The organism is Jingyaoa shaoxingensis (genome assembly GCF_014385005.1).
GTDB classification, from domain to species: domain Bacteria; phylum Bacillota; class Clostridia; order Lachnospirales; family Lachnospiraceae; genus Marvinbryantia; species Marvinbryantia shaoxingensis.
This window is the reverse complement of sequence record NZ_JACRSZ010000003.1, coordinates 15,414-33,159: the sequence shown is the minus strand read 5'-3', so window position 1 is coordinate 33,159 and position 17,746 is coordinate 15,414. Positions and strand designations below refer to the sequence as shown.

General features: G+C 42.8%; 17 protein-coding genes. All 17 read left to right on the top strand.

The window, feature by feature from the left end; translation table 11 throughout:
• Window position 1 precedes the first annotated feature (1 nt).
• The 17 genes from H8716_RS04075 (at window position 2) to aroB (ending at window position 17,715) form a co-directional block, all read left to right on the top strand.
• Window positions 2-1,243 (top strand): BaiN/RdsA family NAD(P)/FAD-dependent oxidoreductase, encoded by a 1,242-nt coding sequence (locus tag H8716_RS04075; protein ID WP_249307249.1) that lies wholly within the window; start codon window positions 2-4, stop codon window positions 1,241-1,243.
• The gene (locus H8716_RS04070; RefSeq protein WP_249307248.1) at window positions 1,236-2,825 is read left to right on the top strand and encodes an NAD(P)/FAD-dependent oxidoreductase; all 1,590 of its coding nucleotides are present in this window, start codon (window positions 1,236-1,238) and stop codon (window positions 2,823-2,825) included. Before H8716_RS04075 ends, H8716_RS04070 begins: the two co-directional genes overlap by 8 nt.
• A gap of 76 nt (window positions 2,826-2,901) precedes the next feature.
• A complete protein-coding gene (gene radC, locus H8716_RS04065) occupies window positions 2,902-3,615 on the top strand; it encodes a RadC family protein (RefSeq protein WP_249307247.1) in 714 nt (237 codons plus the stop codon).
• 21 nt (window positions 3,616-3,636) lie between these two features.
• The gene (locus H8716_RS04060; protein ID WP_249307246.1) at window positions 3,637-4,662 is read left to right on the top strand and encodes a rod shape-determining protein; all 1,026 of its coding nucleotides are present in this window, start codon (window positions 3,637-3,639) and stop codon (window positions 4,660-4,662) included.
• Between the two features lie 10 nt (window positions 4,663-4,672).
• Window positions 4,673-5,530 (top strand): rod shape-determining protein MreC, encoded by an 858-nt coding sequence (mreC, locus tag H8716_RS04055; protein WP_249307245.1) that lies wholly within the window; start codon window positions 4,673-4,675, stop codon window positions 5,528-5,530.
• Window positions 5,531-5,546: 16 nt separating this feature from the next.
• A complete protein-coding gene (gene mreD, locus H8716_RS04050) occupies window positions 5,547-6,077 on the top strand; it encodes a rod shape-determining protein MreD (protein WP_249307244.1) in 531 nt (176 codons plus the stop codon).
• On the top strand, window positions 6,070-8,988 hold the full coding sequence (locus tag H8716_RS04045) for a penicillin-binding transpeptidase domain-containing protein (RefSeq protein ID WP_249307243.1): 2,919 nt from the start codon (window positions 6,070-6,072) through the stop codon (window positions 8,986-8,988). Before mreD ends, H8716_RS04045 begins: the two co-directional genes overlap by 8 nt.
• A gap of 66 nt (window positions 8,989-9,054) precedes the next feature.
• Window positions 9,055-9,849: a septum site-determining protein MinD gene (gene minD, locus H8716_RS04040; protein WP_249307242.1), complete on the top strand. Its 795-nt coding sequence runs from the start codon at window positions 9,055-9,057 to the stop codon at window positions 9,847-9,849.
• Between the two features lie 58 nt (window positions 9,850-9,907).
• The gene (locus H8716_RS04035) at window positions 9,908-11,011 is read left to right on the top strand and encodes an FtsW/RodA/SpoVE family cell cycle protein (RefSeq protein WP_249307241.1); all 1,104 of its coding nucleotides are present in this window, start codon (window positions 9,908-9,910) and stop codon (window positions 11,009-11,011) included.
• A gap of 17 nt (window positions 11,012-11,028) precedes the next feature.
• Window positions 11,029-11,424 carry a methylglyoxal synthase gene (gene mgsA / locus H8716_RS04030; RefSeq protein ID WP_249307240.1) on the top strand — a complete coding sequence of 132 codons (396 nt, stop codon included), beginning with the start codon at window positions 11,029-11,031 and terminating at the stop codon, window positions 11,422-11,424.
• Window positions 11,408-12,475, top strand: coding sequence for a D-alanyl-D-alanine carboxypeptidase family protein (locus tag H8716_RS04025; protein ID WP_249307239.1), 1,068 nt, complete (start codon window positions 11,408-11,410; stop codon window positions 12,473-12,475). Before mgsA ends, H8716_RS04025 begins: the two co-directional genes overlap by 17 nt.
• 56 nt (window positions 12,476-12,531) lie before the next feature.
• Complete coding sequence (locus H8716_RS04020) at window positions 12,532-12,945, top strand: twitching motility protein PilT (RefSeq protein WP_249307238.1); 414 nt, start codon at window positions 12,532-12,534, stop codon at window positions 12,943-12,945.
• 100 nt (window positions 12,946-13,045) lie between these two features.
• On the top strand, window positions 13,046-14,416 hold the full coding sequence (locus tag H8716_RS04015; RefSeq protein WP_249307237.1) for an HlyD family efflux transporter periplasmic adaptor subunit: 1,371 nt from the start codon (window positions 13,046-13,048) through the stop codon (window positions 14,414-14,416).
• Window positions 14,417-14,445: 29 nt separating this feature from the next.
• On the top strand, window positions 14,446-15,138 hold the full coding sequence (locus H8716_RS04010; RefSeq protein WP_249307236.1) for a YggS family pyridoxal phosphate-dependent enzyme: 693 nt from the start codon (window positions 14,446-14,448) through the stop codon (window positions 15,136-15,138).
• Window positions 15,139-15,158: 20 nt separating this feature from the next.
• Window positions 15,159-15,773, top strand: a complete 615-nt coding sequence (locus H8716_RS04005; protein WP_249307235.1) for a cell division protein SepF — start codon at window positions 15,159-15,161, stop codon at window positions 15,771-15,773.
• A gap of 5 nt (window positions 15,774-15,778) precedes the next feature.
• Window positions 15,779-16,576: a YlmH/Sll1252 family protein gene (locus tag H8716_RS04000; protein WP_249307234.1), complete on the top strand. Its 798-nt coding sequence runs from the start codon at window positions 15,779-15,781 to the stop codon at window positions 16,574-16,576.
• A 17-nt stretch (window positions 16,577-16,593) separates the two neighbouring features.
• Window positions 16,594-17,715, top strand: coding sequence for a 3-dehydroquinate synthase (aroB, locus tag H8716_RS03995; protein WP_249307233.1), 1,122 nt, complete (start codon window positions 16,594-16,596; stop codon window positions 17,713-17,715).
• Window positions 17,716-17,746: the final 31 nt, after the last annotated feature.

Sequence of the window (17,746 nt, the reverse complement as noted above, 5' to 3'; positions counted from 1 at the left end):
AATGATGAAATCAGTAATTGTAATCGGTGCCGGTGCTTCCGGTCTGATGGCGGCCATTACCGCTGCCAGGAAGGGAGCGCAGGTTACTATTCTTGAAGCTATGGAAAAGCCTGCCAGAAAACTCCTGATGACAGGAAATGGAAGATGTAATCTTACTAATCTGGATTTTTCCAGAAAAGACTGCTACCGTGGTGGTGATCCTTCCTTCTGGCAGCAGGTGTATACACAGTTTGATGAGAAACAAACCATGGCTTTTTTTGAAGAAATGGGACTTCTGCTGCAAAAGCGCGGAAACGGAGTCTATCCGCTGACAGATCAGGCGTCTTCTGTTGCGGATCGCCTGCTGCTGGAAGTGCAGAAGCTTCGCATCAAATTAAAATGTCAGGAAAAAGTAGTACGTATGGAACAGTCTGGTGGGCACTGGCAGGTATATACCCAGTCCTGGCACTATGATGCGGATGCGGTCATCCTTGCCTGTGGTTCCAGATCGGTTCCTGCAACCGGATCAGACGGCAGTGGCTATGAACTGGCAAAGCTGGCAGGACATACGATTATCCAGCCGCTTCCGGCACTTGTCCCGTTAAAATGCAGAGAAGGATTTGTAAAAAAACTGGCAGGACTTCGTACCAGGGCAGATATTACCATGTACGTTACAGATAAAAACGGGCATGGCACAGCAGCTTATACCGAATCGGGAGAATTACAGTGGACGGAATATGGTATATCCGGTATTGTGGTTTTCCAGTTAAGCCGTTATGCTGCGTATGCATTGCAGCAGGGCAGTAAAGTACAGGTTCAGATCGACTGTCTGCCATCCGTGAAAGAAGAGACTCTGTTTGAATTGCTGGAAAAGAAGATGCCGGAAGAATCTATCTCTGATGCCCTGACCGGTATTATTCCGAAGAAGATGATTGCAGTCGTATTGGAATTATGCAAGATAAAAAAAGCATCTGCCAGACCGGATGCGGAAAAATTACAGGAAGTATGCCGTACCATCAAGCAGCTTTCTGTCTCTGTTACCGGAACCAGATCATTTGAGCAGGCACAGGTCTGTGCAGGAGGTGTGGCAACCGATGAAATCTGTCCTGCCACAATGGAATCAAGGAAAAAGAACGACTTATATCTAACAGGAGAACTGCTGGATGTGGATGGTATCTGTGGAGGCTACAACCTGCAGTGGGCATGGTCTACCGGTTATATTGCCGGAATACACAGTGCCGAAAAAGGAGAACAGCATGCTTAGAATACAACAGTTAAAAGTACCGTTAACCTACGATGAAGCATATCTGAAAAAGGAACTGTCCAGAAAGCTGAAGATTCCCTCATCAGAAATCAAAGAGCTGAAAGTGCGCAAGCAGTCTCTGGATGCCCGCAAAAAGCCAGAATTATATTATGTACTGACGGTAGACCTTACTGTAACCAAGGAACAGACGCTCATAAAGAAAAAGACGAATCTTATGGTCTCTCAGGTAACAGAGACGCCTTATCAGATTCCGGAGAGTGGCAGCATTCCGCTTTCCAGCCGGCCGGTTATTGTTGGTTTTGGACCGGCGGGACTGTTCTGTGCCCTTCTTCTTGCAAGAGCCGGATACCGTCCGCTGGTGCTGGAAAGAGGAGAAGATGTCGATCATCGAACTGCGGCAGTAGAAAAGTTCTGGAGTACAGGTATTCTGAACACCGAATCGAACATTCAGTTCGGTGAAGGCGGCGCAGGTACCTTTTCCGATGGAAAGCTGAATACTCTGGTGAAGGACAACTGCGGACGGAATCATTATGTACTGAAGAATTTTGTGGAAGCAGGTGCTGATCCCGATATTCTCTACGTGAACAAGCCACATATCGGGACAGATGTACTAAGAGATGTTATCCGCCATCTGCGGGAAGAGATTTTTACTCTGGGCGGAGAAGTGCGTTTCGGTGCAAAAGTGACGGATCTGAAACAAAAGAATGGAAAGATCTGTTCCGTAACTATTAATGAGATAGAAGAGATTCCATGTGAAGCTCTGGTGCTTGCCATCGGTCACAGCGCAAGAGATACCTTTGCCATGTTGAATAGACACCAGATTCTGATGCAGCCAAAGTCTTTTGCTGTGGGATTACGTATCGAACATCCACAGGAAATGATCAATCAGGATCAGTATGGGGCTGATTACCCTGATTTGCTGGGTGCTGCCAATTATAAAGTAACCAGAAAGCTTCCAAACGGAAGAGGCGTCTATTCCTTCTGTATGTGTCCAGGCGGCTATGTGGTAAACGCTTCTTCCGAAGAGGGACACCTTGCTGTAAACGGTATGAGTTACCGCGCAAGAGACAGTAAGAATGCCAACAGTGCCATGATCGTTACGGTCACACCGGAAGACTTCGGGCATAAAGGGATTCTTGGAGGCATTGAATTCCAGCGAGATCTGGAAAAACTGGCTTTCCAGGCAGGGGAAGGACATGTTCCGGTTCAGCTTTTCGGAGACTTCTGTGAAAACAAAGCTTCTTCCGGGCTGGGAGATGTAACACCTTGTATCAAAGGCAGCTATCAGCTCACAAACCTGAGAAGTGTTCTCCCAGAATTTTTAAGTGATTCCCTGATCGAAGGTGTAAAAGGATTTGAACGGCAGATAAAGGGATACTCAAGACCGGATGCTGTATTTTCCGGTGTGGAATCCAGGACTTCTTCTCCGGTCCGTATTCTGAGAGGAGAACAGTTTACTGCCAGTCTGGATGGGCTGTATCCATGTGGAGAAGGCGCCGGATATGCCGGTGGCATCACGTCTGCTGCCATGGATGGATTAAAAGTTGCGGAAAGCATTATCAAAAAATACAGAAAATTTTAAGGAATCGAACCTATACATTTGGTAGGGTTTATGATAAGATATCCTTGATTCTCGTGCCGGGAATTCAAAAAATGATATGAAATACACAATGAAAGAAATGCCTGCAGATCAGCGCCCTTATGAAAAATGCAGCAAATATGGCTGTGAATCGTTAAGTGATGCGGAGCTGCTGGCTGTCATTTTACGAACAGGTACAGATGGTACCACATCTGTAGATCTGGCATGCGAAGTATTACAGAAGACCGGGAGAGACGATCTGTCCGGTCTTTATCGAATCAGCGTTCCTGAATTATGCCAGATCCGTGGCATTGGCAGGGTGAAGGCGACTCAGATTAAGTGTATTGCAGAACTTTCACGTCGGATTGCCAAGTCCGGAGTTTCCAGAAAGCACCTTTTTACCAGTGCACTGGAAATTGCCGAGTATTACATGGAAGATTTCCGGCACTGTGATCAGGAACATGTATTTGTGATGTCTTTTGATACCAGGGGACATCTGTTAGGGGATAAAATTATTACAAAGGGTACCGTGAACCAGTCCTTAATCACACCACGGGAGGTATATCTGGAAGCTTTGCAGAACCGGGCAGCGTATATCGTCCTGTTGCATAATCATCCAAGCGGTGATGCGACACCAAGTCCTGAAGATTTCCGTATTACAGAACGTATGGGACAGGCAGGTCAGATTATGGGCATTCCCATGATGGATCATATCATTCTGGGAGATCGGTGTTATTATAGTTTCTGCGAACATCATTCACTGACTGCTGATGAAGAATCAGAGGTATCCTAAAGAATATGCAAGGGGTAAAAGATGGCATTCAATCATGCACTGGGAATAGATTTTGGTACAGATACCATTAAAATCTGTGATAAAAAAAATCGCATTACTGTTTGTGAAAAAAATATGATAGCAATCCGGGATGAAAAGAGTATCATCGCCATAGGGGATTATGCCTATGAGATGTATGAGAAGACACCGGCGAATGTAAAAGCCGGAAGTCCGATGGCACATGGTGCCATTGCAGAAGCCCAAAATGCCGGGATTGTTCTGTCGCATTTATTAAAAAAACATAAATCTATCCTGTCCGGCCGTCCTGCTATTTTCATAGCGGTACCGCGGGATCTTTCTGCTGTAGAGAAACGGGCATATTACACCGTTCTGAGTGGCATTGTACCGGAAAATAAAATCTATCTGGTAGATAAGGGAATTGCGGATAACCTTGGCGTTGGTGTATCCATGGATTCGCCGAGAGCCAGCATGCTGGTGAATATGGGTGCCGGTACTACGGAAGTATCTGTAGTGGCAGGTGGCAAGATACTGATGAGTAAAACTTTGCAGACTGGCGGAGATCAGTTAGATGAAGATATCATTACTATGTGTCGCCGTATGTATCATATTCATATTGGAAAGAAGACAGCAGTGAGTCTGAAAACAACTCTTGCCTATGCCGGTGACGGTCCTGCCAATTCTATGATTGTTTACGGAATCAGTACCGTATCCGGTCATCCGATAACGGCTGAAGTTACATCCATGGCAGTAAGTATGTGTATGGAACGGACGATTCAGTCTGTTGCAGAAGAACTACGGGGCATGATTGACCGCCTGCCGCCTCAGTTCCATCAGGATATTCTGGAAGCTGGTTTTTGTCTGATTGGTGGCTGTGCCATGATTTTTAATCTGTCTGACTATTTTCGCAGACAGGTGAGAGTACCGGTATCTGTTGTCTCAGAACCTGGTCTCACAACCATGCGTGGCATTCAGGTTATTATGAATCAGAAAGATCTTGTAAAAAATTACACCTATTCTCTACGGGATCTCACTGCAAGTTTTATATAAGAGGGTTATTATGAAAAAAAACACAATCGAAGAACACACCAAAAGTAAATTAATCTTATTCTTTTTATCCCTGTTCTGTGGCATTATGATTATCGCAAGTTTTGCCCTGGAATTTACCAACAGTCCACTGAAGGATGCGGTGGGAGTGGTGCTGACACCGATTCAGAGCGGTATCAATCAGGTCGGTGGCTGGTTTTCCGGTAAAATGGATTATTTTGAAGATAATCTGAAGCTGGTTGCCCAGAATGAGGAACTGAAAAGCCAGGTAGATCAGCTTACAGTGGAGAATACACAGCTTCTTCAGGATAAGGATGAACTGAACAGTCTTCGTGATTTGTATGAACTGGATCACAAATATGAGACTTATGAAAAAGTTGGCGCAAGGGTTATTTCCAAAGATGACAGTTCCAACTGGTTCAGTACTTTCACTATTGATAAGGGAACCAATGACGGTCTTGCCGTAGATATGAATGTTATGTCCGGTGCCGGTCTGGTAGGCATTATTACCGATGTTGGACCGAATTGGGCTACCGTCCGTTCCATCATCGATGATTACAGCAATGTAAGTGCTCAGATCACGGAGACAGAAGATACCTGTATTATCGCAGGTGATCTTTCCCTGACAGATGAAGGTACGGTTCGTCTGGTTAAGCTAAATGATCCAAATTCCAAAGCGAAGGTAGGAGACACCGTGGTAACATCTCAGATCAGTGACATTTTTCTTCCTGGTATTCTGATCGGATATATCTCTGAGATAGGTGTAGATTCCAATAACCTGACCAGCTCCGGTCTGGTTTCCACAGTGGTAGATTTCAAGGATATCAAGGAAGTACTGGTTATCAAGAATCTGAAACAGAAGGCAGAATAAGGCAGGAGGGAAGAGAATGAGAACAAAAGTAAGTCTTTTCTTTCTGATAGTGATATGCCTGATCCTGCAGTGTACCCTGATGCCTGCGATCTCCATAGCATCGGTCACCCCGAATCTGATGATTTCTTTCACCGTTTCTTTCGGACTGATGCGTGGCAAAAAATCCGGCATGCTGATCGGATTTTTCTCCGGTCTGCTGATGGATATGATGTGTATGGTACTGGGGTATTATGTAGTAGGTTTCCGCGCATTTATTTATATGTATATCGGATACCTGTGTGGTTACTGCTATCAGATTTTTTATGATGATGATGTGAAGATGCCGGTTCTTTTAACGGCGGCAGGGGATCTTATATACGGATTGGTCGTATATACCCTGCAGTTTCTTCTAAGGGGGAGAGTTGATTTCTTTTTTTATTTAAAGCGGATTATCATTCCGGAAATGATCTATACCGTTTTAGTAACTTTAGTTCTTTATCGCGTTTTTCTTTTTTTGAATAACAAGATTGAGAAGACAGCAAAAAGGAGTGTAGACAGCTTTGTTTAAAAAGATTAAGAAAATTCTTTCACGATTTTTTCAGTCCCGGTCAGTGATCCTGTCCATCTTGCTGGTGCTAATGGGATTTGTGCTAATCCGCAGACTGTTTGACCTGCAGATTATTAATGGTGAATCCTATCAGGATAACTATAATCTTCAGATCACAAGAGAGACCACGATTCCAAGTACAAGAGGATGCATCTATGACAGTGATGGCAATCTTCTTGCTTACAATAAACTCGCTTATGATGTGACCTTCCAGGATGTGGGAAGTTATGAGACCACCAGGGAGAAGAACCTGACCATCAATGGTTATCTTTATCAGATTATGCAGATCCTGTATGCCAACGGAGATGATGTATATACGGATTTTGCCATTAAGATCAATGACGCAGGCGAATACGAATATACCAAGAGCGGAACCAATCTGCTGCGTTTCCGCGCCGATGTATACGGGCAGGCGGATCCTGCCGACATGAAGCCTTACCAGAAATCCGTATCTGCAGAAGATATGGTAAAGGAATTGGGCGGTGATGGTGACTATGGTTTTGGTGTAGTATCAGAATCTCTGGAGAAGCCATATACAGCGGCAGAATTAGAGCAGTACGGACTTCCTGATACACTTTCTCAGGAAGATGCGCTGAAGATTATTGCCATGAGAAGTGCCATCAACCAAAACAACTACCAGAAATACATTTCGACCACAATTGCAAGGGATATTTCGGATAAGTCCATGTCCAGTCTGATGGAGAGCAAGGGCTATTACGTTGGTGTAGACGTAGAGGAAAGTTCCATTCGTGTATACAATGAAAGCCTCTACTATGCCAATATTATTGGATATACCGGTAAGATCTCTGCAGAAGAGATTCAGTCTCTGAATGCAGATTCCGGTGAAAACAAATACGATACCACAGATATTTTCGGTAAAGCCGGACTGGAGCAGTACTATGAAAAAGAACTCCAGGGTGTGGACGGTAAAAAGACAGTATATGTAAACAACCTGGGTAAAGTCTTAAAAGAGGATTCACAGGTTGATCCGCAGACCGGAGATGATATTTATCTGACTCTGAAGACAGACTGGCAGAAAGCCGGTTATCAGCTGCTGGAGCAGTACGTTGCAGGAATTGTATGGAAAAATACCTATGACTACAAGGAATTTGATAATACACAGGTAGGTACCAATGAGATCGTTATTCCGGTATATGATATATATTATGCTTTATTTGAGAATAATGTGCTTAGTGTTTCGCACCTGAGATCCAATGATGCAACGGAGCTTGAGAAAAAAGTATATAACATGTTCCTTGATAAGAAATCTCAGCTGTTTGCAGATCTGAAGGCAGAGCTGTTATCCGCATCTGCGAAACCTTACAATGAGTTGAGTGAGGAGATGCAGGCATATATCACTTATCTGTTGGATACCACCATGGTAGAACTGGGCATTATCCGTGAAGACGCCATTGATACCACAGATAATACCTATATTGCATGGACAAATGACGAGAATATCAGTCTGAGGGATTATCTGACCTATGCCATTTCCAAAGACTGGATGGATATTTCACAGATCAGTACGGATTCACAGTTTCTGGATACCGATGAGATCTTTTCCAGCCTGTGTGATTATCTTGCAGAATATGTGACAAACGATAATAACTTCAGCAAGATTGTTTATCGTTATATGATTGAAGATGATCAGTTAAGTCCACAGATCGAATGCCAGCTTCTCTATGATCAGGGTATTTTGGAAGCAGATGATGCCACTTATCAGGGTCTGGGAGATGGCAGTGTCTATTCCTTTGACTTTATTAAAGAAAAGATCTATAATCTGGAAATCAAACCGGCCTCTCTGGGACTGTCCCCTTGTTCCGGTTCTATGGTTATCACAGACCCGAATAACGGTAATGTACTGGCATGTATTTCCTATCCGGGTTATGATAATAATCGTCTTGCCAATGATATGGATGAAGAATATTTCTCCGAACTGGTGACAGATAAGTCCAGTCCGTTCTATAATAAAGCAACACAGGAACTGACTGCGCCTGGTTCTACTTATAAGATTGTTACTGCGGTTGCCGGTGTGATGGAAGGTGTGATTTCTGAGACAGAAACCATTAACTGTACCGGTGTATTTGAAGATGTAAAGCCACCTATTAATTGCTGGATCCATTCCAGTGGCGGTATGCATGGGGCGATCAGCCTTGCTACAGCCATTCAGGAGTCCTGTAACTATTTCTTCAATGCGGTGGGTGTCCGTCTCGGTAATCTGGGTGGAACCAACGGGGAATCTGATGATGCCACCGGTATTGCCAAGCTGGCAAAATATGCTTCTATGTTTGGCTTTGACCAGGAAACAGGGATTGAGATGGATGAGAGCAGTCCTCGTATCTCTGATCAGGCAGAAGCACCATCAGCCATGGGACAGGGTAATAATGCCTATGCTACCGTACAGCTTGCCCGTTATGCGGCAACTATCGCCAACAGTGGTACCTGTTACGATTTGACTTTGATTGATAAGATTACAGATTCTACCGGACGTACGATTATGGAAAAAGAACCCGTGATTCATGACACAGTGGAAGCTACAGACAGTCTGTGGAATACGATTCATACCGGTATGAACCAGATGATCAAGCAGAATACCTACTGGCAGGATATAGAGATCGATATGGCGGGTAAGACCGGTACCGCCGAAGAAACAGGTGTACCAAGTCACGCTCTGTTTATCGGTTATGCACCTTATGATAATCCGGAGGTTGCCATTGCTTGCCGTATTACTAACGGTTATACATCAGCCAATGCATCTTTGCTTGCCAAAGACATGATCCGTTATATTTATGATCTGGCTGACAAGGATACACTGATTACCGGACATGCTTCTGTCTATGACGGAACGATTTCCGGAGTACGTACCGACTGATGCTGTAAAGTCCGAGACACGAAAGCTAAGAAACGGGCAATACCCAGCATATTTGGAGGAACAGGTATGAGTGAAGTGATTGTAATTACATCCGGCAAAGGCGGTGTAGGAAAAACAACGGTATGCGCCAATCTGGGCGCAGCCTTTGCCAGATTAGATAAGAAGTGCGTAGTGATTGATACGGATCTGGGACTGCGTAATCTGGATGTGGTAATGGGACTGGAGAATAGGATTGTATACAATCTGATTGATGTGGCAGAAGGAACCTGCAGGCTAAAGCAGGCGCTGGTAAGAGACAAGCATTATCCTGGTCTGTATCTCCTTCCGGCTGCACAGACCAGAGACAAGACCGCTATTACACCTCAGCAGCTGATCAAACTGACCGATGACCTGAGGCAGCATTTTGAGTATATCTTGATAGACTGTCCTGCCGGAATCGAACAGGGATTTCAGAATGCCATTGCCCCTGCTGACCGGGCAGTTGTAGTGACGACACCTGAAGTATCTTCTATCCGAGATGCTGACCGCATTATAGGTCTTCTGGAAGCAGCACAGATCAAAAAAACAGAGATGCTGATTAACCGTATCCGTCCTGCAATGGTTGCAAGAGGCGAGATGATGTCTGTGGAAGATGTGTCAGAGATTCTTGCCATTCCGCTGATTGGCGTGCTGACAGACCAGGAAGATATTGTGATTGCTTCCAATCAGGGAGAACCACTTGCCGGCAAAGATTCTCCGGCAGGTCAGGCTTTCCTGAATATTTCCCGTCGATTAATGGGTGAAGCTGTTCCGTTTCCGGATCTGAATCAGGAAGATACGCTGTTTCAGAAACTAAGGCAGCTATTTAAAAAAAGCATCTGATTAAAAGAGATACGAGATAATCCTTTTAAAGGAAAACATATCATTACAGGAAAAAGACATGATTAAACAATACAAATTAAGAGACTACAAATTTCGATTAGTATTATGGGTGATTGCGCTGACGGTTCTTGGAATTATGATTATCGGAAGTGCAGACAGTGATGTACAGAGCAAGCAGATCATCGGGCTGATTCTTGGACTGATTGCTATGGTGATTGTTTCATTAATTGATTATACATGGCTGTTAAAATTTTACTGGATTTTCTATTTTATTGGTCTGGCAATGCTGGGAGCGATCATGTTAGTCGGCAGAAATGTCAACGGTGCAACCAGATGGCTTGTGATTGGAGGTATTCAGATTCAGCCTTCCGACTTTATGAAGATCATACTGATCATGTTCTATGCTCAGTATTTTGCAAAGCATGAGGATGATATCAGCAATCCTAAGACGATTATTAAATCACTGCTGATTCTTGCTGTACCTCTTGTTCTGATTTATAAACAGCCGAACCTTTCTACCACAATATTAACTTTATTATTATTTTCCGTTATTTATTTTGTTGCGGGATTGAGCTATAAAGTAATCGGTGGTATACTAGTTGTATTAATACCTGCTTTTACGGTTCTGATCAGCATGATTCTGAAGCCTGGTCAGACATTGATTCAGGAATACCAGATTAGGAGAATTCTCGCCTGGCTATATCCAGATCAGTATCCTTCCGATGCTGCTCAGCAGGTTAATTCTATTATGGCAATCGGGTCTGGTCAGCTCTATGGAAAAGGACTGGATACAACTGCCATTGAATCCGTAAAAAACGGTAATTTTATTCCGGAGGCACAGACAGACTTTATCTTTGCAGTAGCAGGGGAGGAGATCGGGTTCCTTGGATGTTGTATTATCATCATTCTGGAAATGCTGATTGCTATTGAATGTATCCGGGTGGGACAGAAGGCAAGGGAAAGATCAGGATCAATTCTCTGTTGTGGAATGGGAGCATTGATTGCCCTTCAGAGTATTATGAATATTTGCGTTGCCACAGGACTGATGCCGAATACAGGTCTTCCGTTACCATTTGTAAGTTCCGGACTGTCCTCTCTGATTACCTTGTTTGTCGGTATCGGACTGGTATTGAATGTTGGTCTTCAGGTTAAAAAATATTAACGAAAGGACATACTTTTATGAATATCGGATTAGTAGCACATGATTCAAAAAAAGTACTGATGCAGAATTTCTGTATTGCCTATCGCGGAATTCTGGCGAAGCATTCCCTGTATGCGACAGGTACGACAGGAAGACTGATTGAGGAGGCAACCTCACTGAATATTAATAAGTATATTGCCGGGCATCTAGGCGGTATCCAGCAGATTGCGGCACAGATTGAACATAACCAGCTAGATTTAATGATCTTTCTGCGTGATCCGCTTCAGCCAAAGAAGCATGAACCGGATATCAAGAATGTATTTCGGCTTTGTGACACATACAATGTGCCACTGGCAACCAATCTTGCCACAGCGGAAATGCTGATCAAATCCCTTGACAGAGGAGAGTTAGAGTGGCGTGAAATGTACAGATAGAGAAATGACCCGTCAGGAAAAGCGTCTGCAGATTCGCAGAAGACAACGCAGAAAGGCACTTGGTTTTCTGTTCCTTCTGATCTGTCTGATTGCCCTGATTGGATTCGTAATATTTTATTTTGTGTTCCGTTCCCATGAACTGACGCTAAACAATCCTTATGACATTGGAAGTCAGGTGTACGGTGTGATGGAAACACCGGCCGCCAGAAGCCAGAGAGCGGAACCATTTACACAAGATCTCTGTGTGACAGCCGGGGATATATCTTTTGAAGATGAGAGTCTTCAGTATGCGGAAGCTGGAACCATCATGGATCTGAGTACCCATGAAGTATTATTCGCACAGAATGTCCATGAGCGGCTGTATCCAGCCAGCCTGACCAAGATCATGACAGCACTGATTGCCATCAAGTACGGCAATCTGGATGATGTGGTTACCATTGATGAGAATGCACTGGATATTGACCCGGAATCTTCTGTATGTTATCTGGAACTGGGAGATCAATATACCTTAAAGCAGTTAATTTATGGTTTGCTGATTTCATCTGGTAATGATGCTGCCAATGCCATTGCCTGGCATGTGGGTGGAAGTGTAGAAGGATTTGTGGCTCTGATGAATCAGGAAGCGGCAACCCTTGGCGCAACGAATTCCCATTTCATGAATGCTCATGGTCTTCATGATGAAAATCATTATACAACACCGTATGATCTGTATCTGATCTTCAACGAAGCTATTAAATACAATACTTTCACCGATGCAATCAGTCAGAAAAATTATACTGTTACCTATACAGCAGGAGACGGAGAACAGTATGAACGTACTTGGTTTGCAACCAACTATTATTTCACCGGTGAAGCGACAGCACCGCAGGATGTAACTATTTTCGGCGGCAAGACAGGAACAACCGATGAGGCGGGTGCCTGCCTGTCCCTTCTTTCCAAAGACCCGTACGGGAACTCATATTTCAGTATTATTATGAAGGCAGATACCAAAGATGACCTGTACATTGAAATGAATGATTTACTGTCAATAATAAACAAAAAACAGTTGTAATTTAAAATTATATGCAGTATAATTTTACATATACGAAACCGAAGGAGGAGATTACGATGATACAGATAATCGCTGGAGAAAAAGGAAACGGAAAGACAAAATGTTTACTGGATAAGGTAAACTCTGAAATAAAATCTGTACACGGTAATATTGTCTACCTGGACAAAAATTCAAAACATATGTATGAGTTAAATAACAAAGTTCGTCTCATTGACGCATCTGAATTCATGATTGACAATGCAGACAACTTTATTGGATTTATATGTGGTGTAATTTCCCAGGATCACGATTTGGAACAGATGTATCTTGACAGCTTTCTGAAAGTAGCCAAACTGGAAGGTGCTGATATCAGTGCAACCTTAAACAAACTGGAAGCCATTGGCGAAAAGTACCATGTAACATTTGTATTAAGCATTTCTATGGATTCTGCAAAACTGCCAGAAGATATGAAGAGCAAAGTGATCAACTAATCTTGATCTTGTTACATAACATTGATGTATCAGAAAAAAGAAAATGCCGGATAAAATCTATCCGGCATTTTTTTGGCATTTGTAATTTAAGGAGTTTTACATGGCGATACGAAAACCAAGAAATAATAAAGTGGTAAAGATCAATCATCATTCCATGCTGAATATCGGAACATTTATGTTTGGTATCCTCTTTATCTATATGATTATCTGTCTGATTATGTATCTGACTTCTCCGCATGTGACCGCATACGAAGTAACCGCCGGTCCTCTTTCGGGCAATTATAAGTATACTGCGCTGGCATTGAAGTCGGAAAAGGTAGTCTACAGTAACGGTTCCGGAAGCATTCATTATTATGCAAGAGAGAACAGTAAAGTTGGCGTTGGCAATGCCATTTATTCACTGGGTGCATCCGGTATTCAGACACAGACAGTTTCCACCGAAGCAGAAGATGAGAATACAGATTATTCTTCATTCCGTAATATTGCATCCAGTTTTTCAACGAATTACTCTGATATTGATTATCAGACAGTATATAATTTTAAGGCAGATGCTCAGACTGCCATATCTGAGATTTATTCCAAAAATCAGACTGGTTCGGCTTCCGGATATTCAGGGCAGAACCTGATCTCCACAGATACCGACGGTATCGTGGTATATTCTGTAGACGGCATGGAAGATCTGACAGCAGATGATGTTCGCCTGAGTGATTTCAGCAAGACAAATTATAAGCGTACCAATCTCAGACTGAAGGATACAGTGGGGGCAAATGATCCGGTCTATAAGCTGATCACCGGTGAAGAATGGTCTCTGATCATTCCATTGGATATTAAGACTGCTACAGAGCTGGCAGATTCCACAACCATCCGATTTACATTTCTGGAAGATAAGTCTACTTTTAATGCAGATTTTTCTATTATACAGAATGAAGACGGATTTTTCGGCAAACTGGATATCAGTAATTCTGTGATACGTTTTGCAGGAGACCGTTTTATTGATATTGAATTACAGCTGAATAAAGCCAGCGGATTAAAGATTCCGAACACAGCAATTGCAGAAAAGACATTTTACCGTATTCCAAAAGAATTTGTCTCAGTGAATAAGAATAATGAAGATGAGATCAGTCTGATTAAAGAGACTTATGATACAGATGGTTCTGCTATTACCAAATATATCACAGCCACTGTATATGATAAGACGGATACGGATTATTATGTAGATACCGGACTGTTTTCTGAAGGGGATTATGTTCTTATGAAGGATTCCTCCAAACGGTATCAGGTATCTGATACCAAATCTCTGATCGGTGTCTATAATATTAATAAAGGTTATGCGGTATTCCGTGAGATTACAATTATTGATGAGAATGAGGAATATTGTATTATAGAGAGCAATTCCAGTTATGGACTGGCCCAGTACGACCATATAGCGCTGGATGCTTCTACCGTAAAAGAAGATGCCATTGTAGTATAAGCAGGCATTTTGAAAGGAGTTATAGAATCATGATAAAAGAGAATTATCTGGATGTACAGAAGAAAGTATTTGCAGCATGTGAACGCACCGGAAGAAAACCAGAAGATATTACTCTGATTGCAGTAAGCAAGACTAAGCCGGTGTCTATGATCGAAGAACTGCTTCCTCTCGGAGTAGTCGATTTTGGTGAAAATAAGCCACAGGAACTGAAGGAGAAATATGAAGTGCTTCCAAAAGACCTCAAGTGGCATATGATCGGTCATCTGCAGAGAAATAAAGTTAAATATATCATTGATAAGGCATGTATGATTCATTCGCTGGAATCTATCCGTTTGGCAGAGACGATCCAGACAGAAGCAGAAAAACATAATGTCATTATGCCGGTGCTGATTGAAGTCAATGCTGCACAGGAAGAATCCAAGTTTGGTCTTACGCTGGACGAGACGCCTGCATTTATTGAGCAGGTAGCTGCTTACCCGAATCTGAAGGTATCCGGACTGATGACTATCGCTCCTTTTGTCGAAAACCCTGAAGATAACCGAATTCACTTTCAAAATTTATATAATTTATTTATTGACATTAAAGGAAGAAACATTGATAATGTAAGTATGTGCAATCTCAGCATGGGAATGACCAATGATTACGAGGTTGCGATAGAAGAAGGTGCCACCATGGTCAGAGTTGGAACAGGAATTTTCGGGGCACGTTCTTATCCGGTATAAAAAAAGATTGGAGTAGAAGAATGAGTTTTCTCGATAAAATATTGAATGCCATGAAGTTAAATGACGACTACGATGATGATGATGATTTTTTAGATGATGATGCGGACGATTACGAAGAACGTCCTAAGAAAAGCATCTTCAAAAAGTCGCAGTCCGATTCTTTCGATGATATAGAAGATGATTTTGATGAAGAACCTCTTGCAAGAAAAAGCCTGAAGCAGCCGGTAAAGACACTTAAGACCGTGAATTATACCAAGCCGAAAAGCAGCAGCAGTTTTTCTACTCAGAAGGCAACAGTATCCAGCAGCAAGGTATCACCGATACGCACCCGCAAGACAGCTAACGATATGTCTGTATGTGTGGTAAAACCACGTAATATGGAAGATGCCCGTGAGATCACAGAAACCTTACTGGCAAACTGTACTGTTGTTCTGAATATGGAAGGGCTGGATCTGGATCTGGCACAGCGGATCATTGATTTTACGTCTGGTTCCTGTTATGCAATCAGCGGTAATCTTCAGAAGATCAGCAACTACATATTCATTATTACACCGGCATCCGTAGATGTATCCGGAGATTTTCAGGATCTGTTAAACGGTGCCTTTGACATTCCATCTATGAATTTTAATTACTGATTATTATGACAAAAGACGAAGTATTATTTCAGCGAAGAGTGATCGATCTTGCGAACCTGGCAGATCGGCGCAGTATGATTATGTTCAGTGATTTTCTGAACTTAAATGAACTGAATATTTATCACAGCAGCAAAAAAGAGCTTGCATTTGTTACATGCAGGCTGTTTGGCGGCTATGAAACAGCAGAGCGTCAGATGATAGCATTTATACCTGATGCTCTTTCTTATGATATGGAGGATACAGAGACGAAGGATGGCAGCCTTCCATATGGGTGGGAATTCCCTTTTGTCTGCATTTGTATACGTCCACTGCATGAAAAATATACAGATAAACTGACACATCGGGATTTTCTGGGTGCTATTCTGAATATCGGCATTGAACGAAATAAAATTGGGGATATTTTACTGACAGATGACGGTACCTACGTATTCTGCCATGAAACTATGGCAGAGCTGCTTTGCAGGGAACTGACCCATATCCGTCATACTTCCGTTGCTGCTCAGATTACAGATCTGGACTCATTTTCCTGGCAGCCAGTGTATGAGACGATTCACGGGACAGTAGCTTCCCTGCGTCTGGACAGCCTGCTTTCACTGGCATTTGGGTCTTCCAGAAGCAGCCTGACTTCCCTGGTGGAAAACGGCAGTATTTACGTCAATGGCAGACTGACTACCTCCAACGGTTATAAATTAAAAAATGGAGATATTATCTCTGCCCGCGGATACGGCAAGTTTCAGTTCTGCAGTGTCCTTTCTGAAACACGCAAAGGACGTCTTTCCGTAGAAATAAAACGTTATAAATAATAGAAGGAGAATCAATTATGGGTAAAAAATTTGAATCCAGCCTGTCTGTAAAGACAGGAGATCATCAGGGATATACCATTTATTTTGAGCAGAGCTTTGAACATTTTGCAGAGATTTTGGAAAAGGACTGCAAGATTTCCGGCAGAAAGGTCTGCATTGTATCAGACAGCAATGTATTTCCACTCTATGGAAGCCAGATTACCGCAGCATTGGACAGTCACTGTATTACCGTATCCCAGTTTATTTTCCCGGCAGGAGAGCAGAATAAGACTCTGGATACGGTCCGGAATCTGTATGAACATTTGATTTTGAACCATTTCGAACGCCGTGATCTAATCGTTGCCCTGGGAGGCGGCGTGGTAGGTGACCTTGCAGGTTACGCCGCAGCAACTTATCTGAGAGGCATTGATTTCGTTCAGGTGCCTACTACATTATTATCCCAGGTAGACAGCAGCATTGGCGGTAAAACCGGTGTGGATTTTGACAGCTACAAGAATATGGTCGGTGCATTCCATCAGCCATCTCTTGTCTATATGAATCTGAATACGCTTATGAGTCTGAATGAACAGCAGTTTGCCTGTGGTATGGGCGAGATCCTGAAGCATGGTCTGATCAAAAATGCCGCATACTACGAATGGCTGATTAATCATATGACAGAAATCAATGACCGTGAACTGCCGGTACTATTAAAGATGGTACAGGAAAGCTGTGAAATCAAGAAAAATGTTGTAGAAAAAGATCCTACTGAAAAGGGAGAACGTGCGTTACTGAACTTTGGACATACCATCGGACATGCCATTGAAAAAGTCAAATCACCAGAGCTTCTTCACGGTCAGTGTGTTGCCCTGGGGTATGTTGCCGCTGCCTATATTTCTTTTAAAAGGGGACTGTTATCTACAGAAGAATTTTATGAGATCCGTGATATGAATGTGGGATTTGATCTGTCTTTTCTCATTGAAGGAATCGACAGTCAGGAAATTCTGCGTATTACCAAGTCAGATAAAAAAATGGACGCCGGTAAGGTAAAATTTATTCTGCTAGAGAAAATTGGCAAGGCATTTATTGACCATACTGTAACAGATGAAGAAATTCTGGAAGCTGTTGAATTTATTAATGCTGACAATCTGGAAGGAGAATAGGTTACGTAACCAGATTATGTAAACTACGAGT